At 73.6% G+C, this 15,171-nt stretch carries 14 protein-coding genes; 9 read left to right on the forward strand and 5 right to left on the reverse strand.

Annotated elements, in window-relative coordinates; genetic code table 11:
• Nucleotides 1-140: 140 nt before the first annotated feature.
• Nucleotides 141-641, reverse strand: a complete 501-nt coding sequence (locus IH48_RS0109975; RefSeq protein WP_030901991.1) for a DUF6643 family protein — start codon at nucleotides 639-641, stop codon at nucleotides 141-143.
• A gap of 255 nt (nucleotides 642-896) precedes the next feature.
• On the opposite strand from IH48_RS0109975, the gene IH48_RS0109980 reads away from it, so the two are divergent.
• Complete coding sequence (locus tag IH48_RS0109980) at nucleotides 897-2,249, forward strand: TerD family protein (protein WP_030901993.1); 1,353 nt, start codon at nucleotides 897-899, stop codon at nucleotides 2,247-2,249.
• A gap of 17 nt (nucleotides 2,250-2,266) precedes the next feature.
• Here IH48_RS0109980 and IH48_RS0109985 read toward each other — a convergent pair whose 3' ends face one another.
• Nucleotides 2,267-3,451: a glycosyltransferase gene (locus IH48_RS0109985; protein WP_030901995.1), complete on the reverse strand. Its 1,185-nt coding sequence runs from the start codon at nucleotides 3,449-3,451 to the stop codon at nucleotides 2,267-2,269.
• 55 nt (nucleotides 3,452-3,506) lie between these two features.
• Between IH48_RS0109985 and IH48_RS0109990 the strand changes: the two genes are divergently transcribed.
• Nucleotides 3,507-4,280 (forward strand): glutamate racemase, encoded by a 774-nt coding sequence (locus IH48_RS0109990; protein WP_030901996.1) that lies wholly within the window; start codon nucleotides 3,507-3,509, stop codon nucleotides 4,278-4,280.
• A gap of 134 nt (nucleotides 4,281-4,414) precedes the next feature.
• Entirely contained in the window at nucleotides 4,415-4,978 is a 564-nt protein-coding gene (locus IH48_RS0109995; protein ID WP_051839486.1) for a hypothetical protein, read from the forward strand.
• 505 nt (nucleotides 4,979-5,483) lie between these two features.
• On the opposite strand, the gene IH48_RS0110000 is transcribed toward IH48_RS0109995, so the two are convergent.
• Nucleotides 5,484-6,431 (reverse strand): O-antigen ligase family protein, encoded by a 948-nt coding sequence (locus IH48_RS0110000; protein ID WP_030902001.1) that lies wholly within the window; start codon nucleotides 6,429-6,431, stop codon nucleotides 5,484-5,486.
• Between the two features lie 236 nt (nucleotides 6,432-6,667).
• Between IH48_RS0110000 and lnt the strand changes: the two genes are divergently transcribed.
• From lnt to IH48_RS0110020, 4 genes are all read left to right on the forward strand, one after another.
• Nucleotides 6,668-8,308 carry an apolipoprotein N-acyltransferase gene (gene lnt, locus IH48_RS0110005; protein WP_030902003.1) on the forward strand — a complete coding sequence of 547 codons (1,641 nt, stop codon included), beginning with the start codon at nucleotides 6,668-6,670 and terminating at the stop codon, nucleotides 8,306-8,308.
• A gap of 52 nt (nucleotides 8,309-8,360) precedes the next feature.
• Nucleotides 8,361-8,840, forward strand: a complete 480-nt coding sequence (locus tag IH48_RS0110010) for an NUDIX hydrolase (protein WP_030902004.1) — start codon at nucleotides 8,361-8,363, stop codon at nucleotides 8,838-8,840.
• A 60-nt stretch (nucleotides 8,841-8,900) separates the two neighbouring features.
• Complete coding sequence (locus IH48_RS0110015; RefSeq protein ID WP_030902006.1) at nucleotides 8,901-9,716, forward strand: 3-hydroxybutyrate dehydrogenase; 816 nt, start codon at nucleotides 8,901-8,903, stop codon at nucleotides 9,714-9,716.
• Between the two features lie 224 nt (nucleotides 9,717-9,940).
• Nucleotides 9,941-10,459, forward strand: a complete 519-nt coding sequence (locus IH48_RS0110020; RefSeq protein ID WP_030902007.1) for a lytic polysaccharide monooxygenase auxiliary activity family 9 protein — start codon at nucleotides 9,941-9,943, stop codon at nucleotides 10,457-10,459.
• A gap of 28 nt (nucleotides 10,460-10,487) precedes the next feature.
• On the opposite strand, the gene IH48_RS0110025 is transcribed toward IH48_RS0110020, so the two are convergent.
• Both IH48_RS0110025 and IH48_RS0110030 read right to left on the reverse strand, forming a co-directional pair.
• A complete protein-coding gene (locus tag IH48_RS0110025; protein WP_234434194.1) occupies nucleotides 10,488-11,642 on the reverse strand; it encodes an ABC transporter permease in 1,155 nt (384 codons plus the stop codon).
• Between the two features lie 63 nt (nucleotides 11,643-11,705).
• A complete protein-coding gene (locus IH48_RS0110030) occupies nucleotides 11,706-12,287 on the reverse strand; it encodes a TetR/AcrR family transcriptional regulator (RefSeq protein WP_030902011.1) in 582 nt (193 codons plus the stop codon).
• A gap of 163 nt (nucleotides 12,288-12,450) precedes the next feature.
• Between IH48_RS0110030 and IH48_RS0110035 the strand changes: the two genes are divergently transcribed.
• Together IH48_RS0110035 and IH48_RS0110040 are read left to right on the forward strand one after the other, a co-directional pair.
• Nucleotides 12,451-13,926: an MFS transporter gene (locus tag IH48_RS0110035; RefSeq protein WP_051839487.1), complete on the forward strand. Its 1,476-nt coding sequence runs from the start codon at nucleotides 12,451-12,453 to the stop codon at nucleotides 13,924-13,926.
• 185 nt (nucleotides 13,927-14,111) lie between these two features.
• On the forward strand, nucleotides 14,112-15,158 hold the full coding sequence (locus IH48_RS0110040; RefSeq protein ID WP_030902018.1) for a glutathione S-transferase family protein: 1,047 nt from the start codon (nucleotides 14,112-14,114) through the stop codon (nucleotides 15,156-15,158).
• Nucleotides 15,159-15,171: the final 13 nt, after the last annotated feature.

Raw genomic sequence — 15,171 nt, forward strand, 5'->3', positions numbered from 1 at the left:
AGCGCGCACAAAGAAAGCGGCCGGGGCGGGGAGCGCGGCGGGACGGCGTACGAACACGGCAGGGCGGCTCCGTGGCGGAGTCGCCCTGCCGTGTTCGTACGGGACCTCCCAGGGGTCCGGTGCGTGCCCGTCGTCGCGGGTCAGTACCCCCGTCCCTGGTAAGGCCTGTTGTACGGGTCCTCGTACGGTCCCGGCGCGGGTGCGGGCCGCATCGGCGCCGCGGGCCGCATGGGTCCTGCGGGGCGCATCGCGTCGTAGCCCGTGGCGGGTGCGGGGCGCTGCGCCATCGGGCGCTGCGGCTGAGCCTGATAGCCGGGGTGCTGGCCGGGGTAGCCGCCGCGCGGCTGCTGGGCCTGCTGCGGGATGTACGGCGCCGGCGCCTGCTGGAGCGGGACTGGCTGCTGCATCTGCTGCGGGTAGCCGTACGGCTGCTGCATGGGCTGCGAGGGTGCCGCCGGCAGCGCGGGCAGGGACGAGGGAAGGGCGGGCAGGTAACTGGAGCCCGTGTCGTACGCGGCGGGCACTCGGATCGGAGCGATCTGAGGCGTGCCCCGCTCCGCGACGAGCGAGTCGTAGATCGGGGTGTCCGGGAAGGGCGGCGTGGCGTAGTAACCGCCGCCGTAGGAGCGGGGGGAGGTCATGGGACAGAGATTAAGCCCACCATGTGCCTATTGGGGAGTCCGGTTAGACGGTTCTTTAGGCAGTTCTGCGTGACGCCGGATCCCCAATGCGAGCGAACTTGTCAAAAACGGTCGCCGTGACGGGTTTGAATCATGTAAAGGCAAGTGGGGTACGGGTTACCGACGAGTCGCACCCGGCGCGCACGCACCGGTGTGATTACGTTGGAATCATGGAAAGTCCGGTAGGGACGCGGCGCGCTGGGAGAGATCATGTCCATGCTTAAAGGCGCCAATGTGCAGGTGCACGCTCCTGCCGTACACATCGAATTGGGCTGGAGTCCCCGGCCGGGTGCGCCCGACGTCGACGCGTCCGCGCTGCTGCTCGTGTCGGGCCGTGTCAGGTCGGACGCCGACTTCGTCTTCTACAACCAGCCCTCCGACCCGTCCGGCGCGGTGCGCCACGAGGGCAAGCGGACGGGCGGACCTGCCGTGACGGACGCGCTCGGCGTGGACCTCGCGCGCATCGAACCCGCCGTGGAGCGCGTCGTGCTCGCCGCCTCCGCCGACGGCGGCACGTTCGGGCAGGTCCCCGGGCTCTACGTGCGCGTCACCGACGCCGCCTCCGGCGCGGAGATCGCGCGCTACGACAGCGACGGCGCGACGGTCGAGACCGCTTACGTCATCGGCGAGCTCTACCGGCGCCAGGGCGGCTGGAAGTTCCGGGCGGTGGGGCAGGGCTACAGCACCGGACTCGCCGGTCTGGCAACGGACTTCGGTATCACGGTCGACGGACCCGCCTCTGGCGCAGGGACTTTGGGCGCGCCCCCGGCACCGTCGCCGTCCGCCCCGCCGGCACCCCCCGTGCCGCCGTCCGCCCCGGCGTTCCCCCCGGCGCCCGACCCCACGCCGCCCGCCGCGTCGTCCGCCGCGCCGGTGGCGCCCGGCGCCCCTTCGGAATCCGCCGCGTCGCCGTCGCGGCCGGTCAGGTTGTCCAAGGTCACCCTGACGAAGGACGCGCCCACCGTCTCGCTCGCCAAGCAGGGTGGCGGCTCGGGAGCCCTGCGGGTGAACCTCAACTGGCAGATGCGCGCCAAACGGCAGCAGCCGAAGGGCTGGGGGGCCAAGCTGGGCCGCGCGCTCGCCGGCCCCGCCACCCTCGACCTCGACCTGTGCGCCCTCTACGAACTGACCGACGGCCGCAAGGGTGTCGTGCAGGCGCTCGGCAACGCATTCGGCTCGCTGCAGCGGCCCCCGTACATCCACCTGGACGGGGACGACCGCACGGGCGCCGTCGCCGCCGGCGAGAACATGACCGTCAACCTCGACCACACCGACGCGTTCCGGCGCATCCTGATCTTCGTCACGATCTACGAGGGCGCCAGCAGCTTCGCCGACCTGGAGGCGGGCGTCACCCTCCAGCCGCAGCACGGCGCGCCGATCGACTTCGCGCTCGGGGAGTGCACGGTCCCCTCCCGGGTGTGCGCACTCGCGCTGCTCACCCGCGAAGGGTCCGACCTGGTCGTACAGCGCGAGGCGCGGTTCCTCGTACCGGACCGCGGTGTCAGCCCGCAGCGCACCGTCGACCGCGCGTACGGCTGGGGCATGGACTGGACACCGGGCCGCAAGTAGCGGCGTGCGGCGCCCCGTCACGGCTCCTGGGCGGCCTCGGGGCGCGCGTACGTGCGTCCCTTCCACGCGGCGCCGCGCCCACGGTAGTGCTGCACGGCGGAGTCGACGGTCATCAGCAGGTACAGCAGCGCCGTGAACGGCAGCAGGGGTGCCGTCCACAGGGGTTCGCGGTAGTAGCGCAGCATCGGCAGGTACGAGCCCGTCATCACGGCCCACGCCGCGAAACCCGCCCAGCCGGCCCAGGCGCCCGCGCCGGCCAGGCCTGCGATCGTCATCGCGGGCGGCACCAGGTAGATCAGCGCGAGCCCGACCACCGTGCCGAACAGCACCAGCGGGTTGTGCCGCAGCTGGGCGTACGCGCTGCGCGAGACCATCTTCCACAGGTCGGCCAGGCGCGGGTACGGCCGGACGCTGTCCACCCGTTCCGCGAGCCCCAGCCAGATCCTGCCGCCCGACGCCTGCACGGCGCGCGCGAGCGACACGTCGTCGATCACGGCCTGGTGGATCGACTCCGGGACCCGCGCGCGCTCCGCCGCCTGCGCCCGCAGCAGCACGCAGCCGCCCGCGGCCGCGGCCGTGCGAAGAGACGGGTTGTTGACCCAGCGGAACGGATACAGCTGGGAGAAGAAGTACACGAACGCCGGTACGACGAGCTTCTCCCACAGGCTCGCCACCCTGAGACGCGCCATCTGCGAGACCATGTCGTAGCCGCCGCCGTGCGCGGCCTCCACGAGCGTGCGCAGGCTGTCCGGCTCATGCGCGATGTCCGCGTCCGTCAGCAGCAGATAGTCGGGTTCCACGCCGCGCGCCAGCGCGATGCCGTGCCGCACGGCCCACAGCTTGCCCGTCCAGCCGGGCCCCGGCTCACCGGGGGAGGAGACCGTCAGCGGCAACCCGCCGTCCCGCTCGGCGAGCTCCCGCGCCAGCTGCCCCGTGCCGTCGCCGCTGCCGTCGTCGACGAGGAAGACCTCGGCCCTGCCCGGGTACTGCTGCGCGAGCAGCGACGGCAGGCTCGACGGCAGCACCTCCGCCTCGTCCCTCGCCGGCACGACCACGGCCACCGACGGCCACTGCCCCGGCGCGGGCAGCCCGCGCGCACCCGACGGCAGGCGCTGGTCCGTCCGCCAGAAGAAGCCCTGTCCCAACAGAAGCCAGCACCAGACGGCCAGCGACACCACGGAGATCCACACAACGATGCTCACCCGCCGCAGTCTGCCGCACACCGGGCGGCGGGTCACGGTCGACTAGGGTGACGTCGTGAAGATCGCGCTGATGGACTCCGGTATCGGCCTGCTCGCGGCGGCCGCCGCGGTGCGCCGGCTGCGGCCGGACGCGGAACTCGTCCTGTCCTGCGACCCCGACGGGCTGCCCTGGGGGCCGCGGACGCCCGAGGACATCAGCGGCCGGGCACTGGCCGTCGCGCACGCTGCCTCGGCGCACCGGCCCGACGCCCTCATCGTGGCCTGCAACACCGCGACCGTGCACGCCCTGCCCGCGCTGCGCGCCGCGTACGAGCCCGGGCTGCCGGTCGTCGGCACGGTCCCCGCGATCAAGCCGGCCACGGCCGGCGGCGGAGCCGTCGCGGTGTGGGCAACCCCCGCCACCACGGGCAGCCCGTACCAGCGCGGGCTGATCGCCGAGTTCGGCCAGGGCGCCGAGGTCACCGAGGTGCCGTGCCCCGGGCTCGCGGACGCCGTGCAGAGCGCCGACGACGAAGCCGTCGACCGCGCGGTGGCCGCCGCTGCCGCGCTCACCCCGGCGGGGGTGCGGGCCGTGGTACTCGGCTGCACCCACTACGAACTGGTGGCGGACCGCATCGCGGCCGCCGTCGCGCCGGGCGCCGCGCTGCACGGATCGGCCACGGCGGTCGCGAGCCAGGCGCTGCGCCGCATCGGCGCGGACCCCGCCCCGGAAGCGGAGCCGGCGGGGCCGCCCGTCGTGCTGCTGAGCGGCAGGCAGTCCGACCTGCCGCCCGAGGCGCTCGCCTATGAACAGGGCCGCCTGCTGGCCCCTGTCGGCCGTCTCGTCTGAGCCCCTGGCGGCGCCGCCCGCCACCAGGGCGGCCACCGCCCCCCGCGTGCGGCGTGTCGAGGTTCACGGCCAGTGTCCCGTTCCGGCCGAACTCAAGGGGCCCAGTTCTCCGGAACGTGGGTACGCTGCATGCCATGACGGAGCACTCACGGCAGCAGGGCCCCGCGGGCCAGGCCGCGACGACCCTGTCCGAGCGCTGGTCGGGCCGGGCGACCAATCGCGTGCAGTGGCTGCTCGCGGCGGTGGGCGCCGCGTGCATCGCGCTCGGTGTCGAGCTCGCCGTGGACTCCACCTGGACGTCCGGAGTGGCCGCGCTGCTGATGTCCGTGATCGGCTGCTTCGCCGCCGGCCTCCTGATGCTCTTCGGGACCCTCGCGTTCGTCCACGTCGGCGTACGGATCGACGAGGAGTGCCTGGAGGTGCGGTGCGGCCACATCGGCGTGCCGCGCCGCCGCATCCCCCTCTCGCACGTCATCGACGCGGACTTCGCGCCCCGTGTGACACCGCACCAGTGGGGCGGCTGGGGCTACCGCTGGCGGCCGGAGAAGGGCACGGCGGTCGTGGTGCGCAGGGGAGAGGGGCTGGTCCTGCGGATGCTCGACGGACGCGACTTCACGGTGACGGTGGACGACGCCGAGTCGGCGGTGCGCATCCTGCGCGCCCGCTGCCGCGCGTCCCGCCCGGGCAGGGCCGTGTAGCGCACCCGGAAGGGCGCGCATCGGCTCGCACGGGGGCCACGTCCCACGGCGATCCGGCGCCCGCGCGCCCACCGTGCGACGGGCCCGGCGGCGCGACGGAAACCGGTGCCTCCGCAGGCGCGCGTCGGGCAGCTCGAACACCTGTCGGGACGCCTTTTTGGGGCGGGCGATCTGGGCCCACAGCCTGAGGCCCGGAACCCAGGGGCATGCCGGCGGCGCGGTGGAGAAGCGCGCCCCGCAGAGTCTCAGCGTGCGGGGCCAGGAGGAGCCCCCATGGGCTCACGGGCCGATGCCGTCGGCGTCTGCCCTCATGGGGCTGGGTCTGGCGCTTCCCCGGCCCCACCGGGGCCTGCCTCATGCGCGGCGAAGCAGCACGGAGCCTGGCCCGTCGGCGCGCCTGCCTGCGCGCCCCGCGGCGCGACGCGGTAGGGCGCAGTGTGCCGGGCGGGCGGGGCCTGCGGCCCGCCCGTCCGGCTTCCGCGTCGTCACCCGGACGGCGCACGCGTCACCCGTACGGCACAGCCGGCGGCGCGGGATCCGCCGTGCCGAGGCCCGCCAGCGCGCCCGCGGCCGCCGCCACCGGGGCGAAGCTGAGCGCGTCGCTCGCGCTCGCCAGGACCGCCAGGCACGTCAGCGCGGCAGCCGCCGACACCGCGACCGGTGTCGTACGGGGCGAGCGCGCCAGCCCGTACAGCATCCAGACGTAGACGCCCGCGAGCAGTGCGAGGCCCACCACGCCCTGCTCCGCGGCCTCCTGCAGCGGCGCCGAGTGGGCCTCACCGTCAAATGCGGAGGCGGCCTGGGCCGCCGCCGGACCCAGCTCCCCGAAGCGGTCGGGCCCCGCGCCGGTCACCGGGTGCTCGCGCGCGAGTGCCACCGCCTCGTGCCAGACCGCCACGCGGCGCGTGGGCACCGCGCCGTCCGCGGGCAGCGCGCCGTGCGCGACGGCACACACCCCCGCGACGGCCGCCGCCGCGACCGCCGCACACACCAGCAGGACCGGCCCGCGTCCGCGTCCGTGCGCCCCCGCCGCCCCCAGCGCGCACAGCGCCACGGCGGCCGTCGCCGCGCATCCCGCGGGCGACCCGAGCACCGCGGCAAGTACCACCACGGCCACCACGAGCAGTCGCGCGGCCCAGGCCCGGCCCCCGGTGCGCACCGCGCAGGCCGCGCAGCACGCCGCGCCCTGCGCCAGGGCGAGCAGCGCCGCGACCTCGCCGGCGCGTCCATCGCCTGCGCCGGAACCGGTCGCCGCGGCCGCCGCCGCGGCCCCCGCCGCCAGCGCCGACGCCACGGCCGCGCCCGCCGGTACGGCAGAGCCGCCGATCCGGCCGCAGGCGTAGCCCGCCACGACCGCGAGCACGGCGAGCAGCACGCCCTCCGGCCTGCCCTGCCCGAGAGCCGAGCTGATCAGCGCCCACACCGCGCAGCAGCCGAGCACGATGACCCCCACGGAGCCCGGCGCCCCGCCGGCCCCCGGGACCGGCGGTCTCTCCTGTGTTGTTGTCAACCCCTCGACCCCCCGTCGAAGACTGGCGACACCGTAGCGGCTGCGCCGCCCCGCGTGGACACGGTGCGAAGGAATGGTGCCGAAATGTGGCCGCCGGCGTCGCAGGGGGCTCTCGTGGTCGCCCATTGCGCGCCGCGCGGCCCCCGGGCCGCACAAGTGCGCGCCGTACACTCCGCAGGGTGAGCGCCACCGTGACGTCGGTCGAGACCCCCCAGCCGGGACCCGCCCCGGCACCCGCCCCCGTCGGGCAGCGTCTGCTGCGGGGGCTGATCAGGCCCGCCGCCGCGGTGGCCGGCGGGCTGCTGCTCTACGTGAGCTTCCCGCCGCAACCCCTGTGGTTTCTCGCCCTGCCGGGGCTCGCGCTGTTCGGCTGGAGCCTGTACGGGCGCAGGCTCCGCGTGGGGTTCGGCCTGGGGCTTCTCGGCGGGCTCGCCTTCTTCCTGCCGCTGCTCGAATGGACGAGCGTCGAGGTCGGGTCCTTCCCGTGGATCGCGCTCGCCGTCGCGGAGGCGCTTTTCCTCGGGTGTGTGGGCCTCGGTATCGCCGCCGTCAGCAGGCTGCCCGTATGGCCCCTGTGGGCTGCGGGCGTGTGGATCGCGGGGGAGGCCGCGCGAGCGCGGTTCCCGTTCGGCGGGTTCTCCTGGGGCAAGGTCGCCTTCGGCCAGCCGGACGGCTTCTTCCTCCCTCTCGCCGCGGTCGGCGGCACGCCGCTGCTCGGCTTCGCCGTCGTCCTGTGCGCCTTCGGGCTCGCGGAGGCGGCCCGGCAGGCCGCGCGGCGGGTGGCAGCCGGCCGCGGATCGGGCGACGCGCGCAGGGGCGCCGTGACCGCCGCGGCCGTCACGGTCCTCGCCCCGGTCGCCGGGGCGTTCGCGGCGCTGCCGCTCGTGTCGACCGCCCCCGAGGCGGGCTCCGCCACCGTGGCCGCGATCCAGGGCAATGTGCCCCGCATGGGCCTGGACTTCAACGCGCAGCGCTCCGCCGTGCTCGACAACCACGTCAAGGAGACGCTGAAGCTCGCCGCCGAGGTCAAGGCGGGCAAGCGGCCCAAACCCGACCTGGTGCTGTGGCCGGAGAACTCCTCCGACATCGACCCGCTCCACGACGAGGGCGCGCGCCTGGCCATCGACACGGCGGTCAAGGCGATCGGGGTGCCCACGGAGATCGGCACGGTCGTGCAGCAGCCGGGGCCCGACGGCAAGCTCTACAACACGCTGATCAACTGGAGCCCCACCACGGGTCCCGGCGCCACCTACGAGAAGCGCCACATCCAGCCGTTCGGCGAGTACATCCCGATGCGCTCGCTCGCCGAGAAGTTCAGCAAGGACGTCGCGCTCGTGCGCAAGGACTTCACGCCCGGCACCAAGGTCGGCGTCTTCGACATGGCGGGCACGAAGGTCGGCTTCGCCACCTGCTACGAGGCCGCTTTCGACAACGACGTGCGCGACCCGGTCGTGGCGGGCGCCGAGATGCTCGCCGTGCCGAGCAACAACGCCACCTTCGACCGCAGCCGGATGACGTACCAGCAGCTGGCGATGGACGAGGTGCGCGCGGTCGAGCACAGCCGCTCCGTGGTCGTGCCCACGACCAGCGGCGTCAGCGCCATCATCGAGCCCGACGGCAGCATCACCCGGAAGAGCGGGATGTTCACGCCCGCGATCCTGGAGGGCAAGGTCCCGTTGCGTACGTCGCTGACCCCCGCGACCCGGCTCGGCACGCTGCCCGAGTGGCTGCTCGTCGCCGTGGGCGGGGCGGGCGTCGCCTGGACCGTCGTGCGCACCGTACGGAGCAGGCGCGGCGGTTCGACCGCCGCGCGGGCGTGACCGGCCGGATCACGTCGCCCGAGCAGCCGCCGGGGCCGTAGGGTCGGTGACCATGGGAACGCCTGACTTCATCCGGGACATCCGCGCCGACGCCGGCCACCAGCTGCTCGTGCTGCCGGGGGTGACCGCCGTCGTCTTCGACGACGAGGGCCGGGTCCTGCTCGGCCGCAGGGCCGACAACGGCGAGTGGGCGCTCGTCGCGGGCATCCCGGAGCCGGGGGAGCAGCCCGCGGCCGCCGCGGTGCGGGAGGTCTTCGAGGAGACCGGCGTCCACTGCGAGACGGAACGCGTCGTGTCCGTGCACGCGATGCGCAAGCCGATCACGTACCCCAACGGCGACGTGTGCCAGTTCATGGACATCACCTTCGCCTGCCGTGCGATCGGCGGCGAGGCGCACGTGCACGACGAGGAGTCCCTCGAGGTCGGCTGGTTCCCGGTCGACGCGCTGCCCGAGCTGCGCGACTTCGCGCTGTTCCGCCTCAAGCAGGCGCTCGGCGACGGGCCCACCTGGTTCGAGCCGGCCATCGGCTGACCGGCCGCGGGCTCGCGGACAACCCGCGGACCATCACGGGCGGATCACTACGGTGGGATCATGACGCACAACGACGCGACAGAACCCGCTTCCCGCGCCGCCGGCCGCTCCGGCGGGCTCGACCTGAGGGGCCGCACCGCCCTCGTCACCGGTGCGGCCGGCGGCATCGGCAGGGCCTGCGCGCTGCGGCTCGCGGCCGCCGGCGCCGCCGTGCGGGCGCTCGACCGGGACGCGTCCGGCCTCGCCGCGCTGGCCGCGGAGCCCATCGAGGGCGACGGCGCCCTGCTGCCCGAAGTGCTCGACCTCACCGACCTCGACGCCGCTCAGCGCGCGGCCGCGGGCGCCGATGTCCTCGTCAACAACGCGGGCCTGCAACTGGTCAGGCCCATCGAGGAGTTCCCTGCCGACGTCTTCCACACCGTACTCACGGTGATGCTCGAGGCGCCGTTCCGCCTGATCAAGGGCGCGCTGCCGCACATGTACGCGAAGGGATGGGGCCGCATCGTCAACATCTCGTCGGTGCACGGACTGAGGGCGTCGCCGTACAAATCGGCGTACGTCGCCGCGAAGCACGGGCTCGAGGGGCTGTCCAAGACTGCGGCGCTCGAAGGGGCCGGGCACGGCGTGACATCCAACTGCGTCAACCCCGCCTACGTACGCACTCCGCTCGTGGAGCGGCAGATCGCCGACCAGGCCGAGGCCCACGGGATCCCTCCCGAACGCGTCGTCTCCGAGGTGATGCTCACCGAGACGGCGCTGAAGCGGCTGCTCGAGCCGGAGGAGGTCGCGGAGGCCGTCGCCTACCTCTGCACCGAGCAGGCGTCGTTCGTCACGGGCTCGTCCCTCACGCTGGACGGTGGCTGGACGGCACGCTGAGGGGGGCCGAAACCTGCTGTTGACGTGAGCACGTCGCGCTGCAATGGTCTAGTCCAAGCGGCGGCGCCCGTCCCCACGCATCCCGGATGAGGCCGTGGCGGGCGGTCGAGCGCCGTCGTCCTTCGCACAGCCAGGCCCCACACTCGACCAGAGGCGCGCCGCCGTCCCCGCGAGTACCCCATGGCTCGCGGCACACGGCACCGCCTCGCGTGAAGGAGTTCGTGATGCGTGCAGGCAACAAGTGGAAGGCAGCCCTGGGAGGCGCGGTCCTCGCGCCCGTCGTCGCGGTGGCGCTCCCGGCGAGTTCGGCGAGCGCACACGGCTACGTCTCGTCGCCGCCCAGCCGGCAGGCGCAGTGCGCCGAGGGAATCGTGAGCTGCGGCCCCATCAAGTGGGAGCCGCAGAGCGTGGAGGGCCCGAAGGGCCTGAAGAGCTGCAGCGGCGGCAACGCCAGGTTCGCCGAGCTCGACGACGACAGCAAGGGCTGGGTGGTCACGCCCGTCTCGTCCACCACGACGTTCACCTGGACGCTGACGGCCCGCCACGCCACCAGCACCTGGCAGTACTTCGTCGGCGACCGGAAGATCGCGGAGTTCAACGACCACGGCGCGAGGCCGAACGCCACCGTCACCCACCAGGTGAACTTCGGCGACCTGCGCGGCAAGCAGAAGGTACTCGCCGTCTGGAACATCGCCGACACGGCCAACGCGTTCTACACCTGCATCGATGTGAACGTCGGCTGACCCGTCCCGGCTGTGGTCCCGTCCAGCCTCAGGCCCCCGCGCCGCCGTCGGCGTTCGCCGCGTGCGCGGGGGCCCGGTCCCGTCCGCCCGGATGGCGGTGGCGCCACACCCAGAAGACGGCGGTGCACGGCGCCGCCCACATCGCCAGTACGAGGAACGGGAACACGTGCTGGGCGTCCCCGTAGTACACCGCCGTGTGCTGCGCGTTCACGGACGCCCCTGGCGGCAGCCACTGCCCGATGCGGCCGAGCAGCGAAGGCAGCAGCGGCCAGGAGACCGCGCCGCCCGACGACGGGTTTCCCAGCAGCACCATGAGACCCCATGTCGGCAGCATCGCCCACCGGCCCACCAGGGTGTTGAACATGGTGAACACCATGCCCGAGGTGAACATCGTGAACGCCAGGATGAGCCACGACTCGACGAACGGCAGGTCCAGCGCGCCGAGCCACCAGTCGACCACCGCACAGATCGTGAAGCCGCCGAGGAGCGAGTTCGCCACGATGGCCAGGATCCGCTCGAAGGGCGTCAGCAGCCGCGCGTGCACGCTCAACTGGATCGCGCCGACGAAGCCCAGGATGACGGCCGCCAGGGTGATGTAGAAAATCGCGAGCCCGCGCGGGTCGCCCCTCTGCAGGGGCTTGACGTCGCCGAGCACGAGCGGCACATGCACCGCCTCGGCCACCTTCGGCGCCGCCTGCGCCAGCACCTGGGCAACGGACTGGCCCGCCGCGCTCGCCACGTCCATCCGTACCGTCGTCCGGCCGCCCGACTCGCGGAACGTGACGATGGCGAAGACCTTCTGCTCCTCCACCGCGTGCAGCGCCGCCGTGCGGCTGCCGTACGAATGCAGTGCGATGGAGGTGTTCAGCGCCTTCTCGAGACCGGCGGTGAACGCCCGGGCGGGCGGCGTGGCGTCGGAGCCGACGACGGCGGTGGGGATGTGGCGCGGGGTCGGATTCGCCATGTTGTACGTGTACGACCCGGCGAACAGGCCGGCGCCCGCCGACAGGATGAACACCAGGACGACGGCGGGCAGGTACGGCGAGTCGGTGAACGCCTCCCACCGCTCGCGCAGCCCCGGGCGCCTGCCGTGCTCGCCGCCGTGGCGGGCGCCGCCGCCCGCCGGCTCTCCCGTCTGCGAGCCACTCGGGCGGGGGACGTCGTCGTCGTGTTCAGCGGCCATGGGGCCACCGTATGCATCGTATGGGGCGAAATCGGGCGATTGGCGCGACCGGAGGGCGGCGGCTCAGGCGGCGAGACCGGCCAGCGCCGAGTCCGCGACGGCTTTCAGTGCGGCGCGTCCCGGCCTGCCCTTGGCCATCACGTTCATCCCCTGCACCACGGCGACGAGGAGGGGCGCCGCTTCGGGGCCCACACCCGCGCGAAGCTCCCCGTCGTCGCGTGCGCGGGTCAGCGCGGCTGCGAAACTCGTCTCCAGGTTGGCCAGGTGGCGCTGGAAGAGACCGGCCAACTCCGGCTCCCGGTCGGCCAGCTCCACCAGGGAGTTGGTGATCAGGCAGCCCCAGCGGCGCTTGCCGTCGACCATGGAGTCCACCAGGTGCGCGAAGTAGGCGCGCAGGCCGAGCATGCCGCTCGGCGCGCCGTTGACACGCTCGACGGCCTCCGCCGACACGGTCGCCACGTACCGTCCGAGCGCCGCCGTGAAGAGTTCCCGTTTGCTGCCGAAGGCGGCGTAGACGCTGCCCGGCTGCAGCTCCATCGCCCGGCACAGGGTCTGCACCGACGTCGCGTCGAAGCCGCGTTCCCAGAACGTGTCGACCGCCGCGCCGAGCGCCTCATCGATCTCGAACCCGCGCTTGCGTCCCACCTCGCCACCATAGGACATCTTGAGCGGACGTTCATCTAAATGGTTGGCCGCACGCTGAGGGTGCGGCTCCCGTGTACGCCGTTTCCCTGTATAAGGTCGGGAACCCGGCAGGTCGTGCCCGCCGGGCGCCGCTGAGGCGCGGGCCCCGCCGGATGCGCGGCGCATGCCCCGACGAGAGGAGACGCCCGTGGCGGACCGGCAGCTCTCCCCGGGCACCGCCGGGGACACCGACGCGCCCGACCCCCACCGCTGGCGGGCGCTCGCCGTCTGCCTGGTCGCCGGCTTCATGACCCTGCTCGACGTGTCGATCGTGAACGTGGCGCTGCCGTCCATCAAGTCCGGCCTGCACACCCCGGCGTCGGATCTGCAGTGGGTGCTCTCCGGCTACGCGCTCGCCTTCGGCCTCTTCCTCATCCCCGCGGGACGGCTCGGGGACGCGCGGGGCAGGCGGGCCGTCTTCATCTTCGGGCTCTGCCTGTTCACCGTGGCGTCCGCGGCCTGCGGGCTCGCCCGGTCCAGCAGCTGGCTGGTGATCGCGCGGCTCGTGCAGGGCGTCGCGGGCGGCCTGGTCTCGCCGCAGATCTCCGCGCTGATCCAGCAGATGTTCCGCGGCGCCGAGCGCGGCAAGGCGTTCGGCGCCTTCGGCACGGTGGTCGGCATCTCCACCGCGGTGGGCCCCCTGCTCGGCGGGCTGCTGATCCAGGCCGCGGGCCCCACCGAGGGCTGGCGCTGGGTGTTCTACGTCAACCTGCCGATCGGCGTGCTCTGCGTCCTCCTCGCCCGCAGGCTGCTGCCCGACACGCCGTCCGCGTCCCGTGTGAGGCTGCGGGAACTCGACCCGCTGGGCGTCGTGCTGCTCGGCGCCGGCGTGTTCTGCCTGCTGCTGCCGTTCGTCCAGGCGCAGCAGTGGAAGGGCGACGGCAAGTACCTGCTGCTGGTGGCCGCGGCGGTGATCCTCACCGCCTTCGTGGCATGGGAGGCGCGCTGCCCGGCGGGCGGCACGCAGCCTGTGGTGCGACTCTCGCTGTTCACCATCCGGTCGTTCTCCCTCGGCAGCTCGCTGATCCTGCTCTACTTCGCGGGCTTCACCTCGATCTTCTTCGTCAGCACGCTCTTCCTGCAGAACGGGCTCCACTACTCGGCGCTGCTCGCCGGCCTCGCGATCACGCCCTTCGCGCTGGGCTCGGGGTTCGCCGCGGCCATCGGCGGCCGGCTCGTCAGCCGCTTCGGCAGGCCGCTCGTGGCCGTCGGCCTGGCGATGGTGGCGGTCGGCCTCGGCGGCACGGCCCTCGCCGTGCACCAGGTGCCCGGGCGCGGCGTCGGCTGGGCGATGGCGGCCCCACTGCTGTTCGCCGGCCTCGGCAGCGGACTCGTCATCGCACCCAACCAGACCCTGACCCTCTCCCGCGTGCCGGTGGACACCGCGGGCAGCGCCGGCGGCACGCTGCAGACCGGCCAGCGCGTCGGCTCGGCCATCGGCATCGCGGCCGTGGGCTCCGTGTTCTTCGCCCAGGTCGGAAAGGACGGCTGGGGCACGGCGTACGACCACGGCCTGGTCGTCTCCGTCGCCTTCGTGGTGGCGGCGCTGATCGTCGCGCTGGCGGACGTGATCGCCGGCAGGGCAACGCGGAAGTCCTAGCCTCCGTCCCGGTCGGATCGGCGTCCGGCAAGGGATCCGCCCGGCTACCGGGCGGACCGCGCCGGGCCGGGAGCAGTGCCGGGCGGGCCATCGGGTGGGGGTGCGACGCGGGAACTGCGTACGCCCGGCCCGAGTGGAAAGGTGGACAGGGCAACCGGCAGACGGGAGTGACCACCATGGCAGCCATGTCCACCACGGGGCCGTACGGCGCGGGCGACGCGGACGGCGCGGGGAACGCCGCGTACGGACGCAAGCCCTTCAAGCGGTCCCGCAGCCACTTCGCCGACCGTGTCACCGCGGACGGCCGGGACGGGTGGCCCGTCGAGGCGGGCCGCTACCGGCTGGTCGTCAGCCGCGCCTGCCCCTGGGCCGGACGCGCGCTGATCTCCTGGCGCCTGCTCGGCCTGGAGGACGCGATCTCACTCGCCGTCACCGACCCGATCCAGGACGACCGCAGCTGGCGCTTCACCCTCGACCCCGGGGGCCGCGACCCGGTGCTCGCAATCCGCTACCTGTCGGAGGCCTACGACGCGCGCGAGAGCGGCTACCCGGGCGGCGTCAGCGTCCCCGCCCTCGTCGACGTCCCCACGAAGAGGCTGGTCACCAACGACTACCAGCGCCTCACGCTGGACTTCGCGACCGAATGGCGCGCCCTGCACCGCGACGGCGCGCCCGACCTCTACCCGCGGGCGCTGCGCGAGGAGACGGACGAGGTGATGGAGGGCGTGTACCGGGACGTCAACAACGGGGTCTACCGTGCCGGCTTCGCCACCACGCAGGAGGAGTACGAGGACGCCTTCCGCGCGGTCTTCCGCCGGCTCGCCACCGTCTCGGAGCGGCTGGCAGGCCGCCGTTACCTGATGGGCGACTCGATCACCGAGGCCGACATCCGGCTGTTCACGACGCTGGTGCGGTTCGACGCCGTCTACCACGGCCACTTCAAGTGCAACGCGTACAAGCTCGCCGAGGACCCGGTGCTCTGGGCCTACGCTCGCGATCTCTACCAGACGCCGGGTTTCGGGGACACCGTCGACTTCGACCACATCAAGCGGCACTACTACCAGGTGCACACCGGGGTGAACCCGACGGGCATCGTGCCGCTCGGCCCCGACCTGTCGGGATGGCTCGCGCCGCACCGCAGGCAGGAGCTGGGCGGCCGCCCCTTCGGCGACGGCACGCCGCCGGGACCGCCGCCGGCCGGCGAGGAGATTCCGGCGGCTGGGCGTCCCTGAGCGGCTCCGGGCG

Source organism: Streptomyces sp. NRRL F-5126, assembly GCF_000721265.1.
GTDB lineage: Bacteria > Actinomycetota > Actinomycetes > Streptomycetales > Streptomycetaceae > Streptomyces.

Coding starts and splice junctions, on each gene's coding strand:
- IH48_RS0110035 (WP_051839487.1), top strand. CDS start 12,451: ATGCCCCGACGAGAGGAGACGCCCGTGGCGGACCGGCAGCTCTCCCCG.
- IH48_RS0110010 (WP_030902004.1), top strand. CDS start 8,361: ATGGGAACGCCTGACTTCATCCGGGACATCCGCGCCGACGCCGGCCAC.
- IH48_RS0109995 (WP_051839486.1), top strand. CDS start 4,415: ATGACGGAGCACTCACGGCAGCAGGGCCCCGCGGGCCAGGCCGCGACG.
- IH48_RS0110015 (WP_030902006.1), top strand. CDS start 8,901: ATGACGCACAACGACGCGACAGAACCCGCTTCCCGCGCCGCCGGCCGC.
- IH48_RS0109980 (WP_030901993.1), top strand. CDS start 897: ATGCTTAAAGGCGCCAATGTGCAGGTGCACGCTCCTGCCGTACACATC.
- IH48_RS0110025 (WP_234434194.1), bottom strand. CDS start 11,642: ATGGCCGCTGAACACGACGACGACGTCCCCCGCCCGAGTGGCTCGCAG.
- IH48_RS0110020 (WP_030902007.1), top strand. CDS start 9,941: ATGCGTGCAGGCAACAAGTGGAAGGCAGCCCTGGGAGGCGCGGTCCTC.
- IH48_RS0110040 (WP_030902018.1), top strand. CDS start 14,112: ATGTCCACCACGGGGCCGTACGGCGCGGGCGACGCGGACGGCGCGGGG.
- IH48_RS0109975 (WP_030901991.1), bottom strand. CDS start 641: ATGACCTCCCCCCGCTCCTACGGCGGCGGTTACTACGCCACGCCGCCC.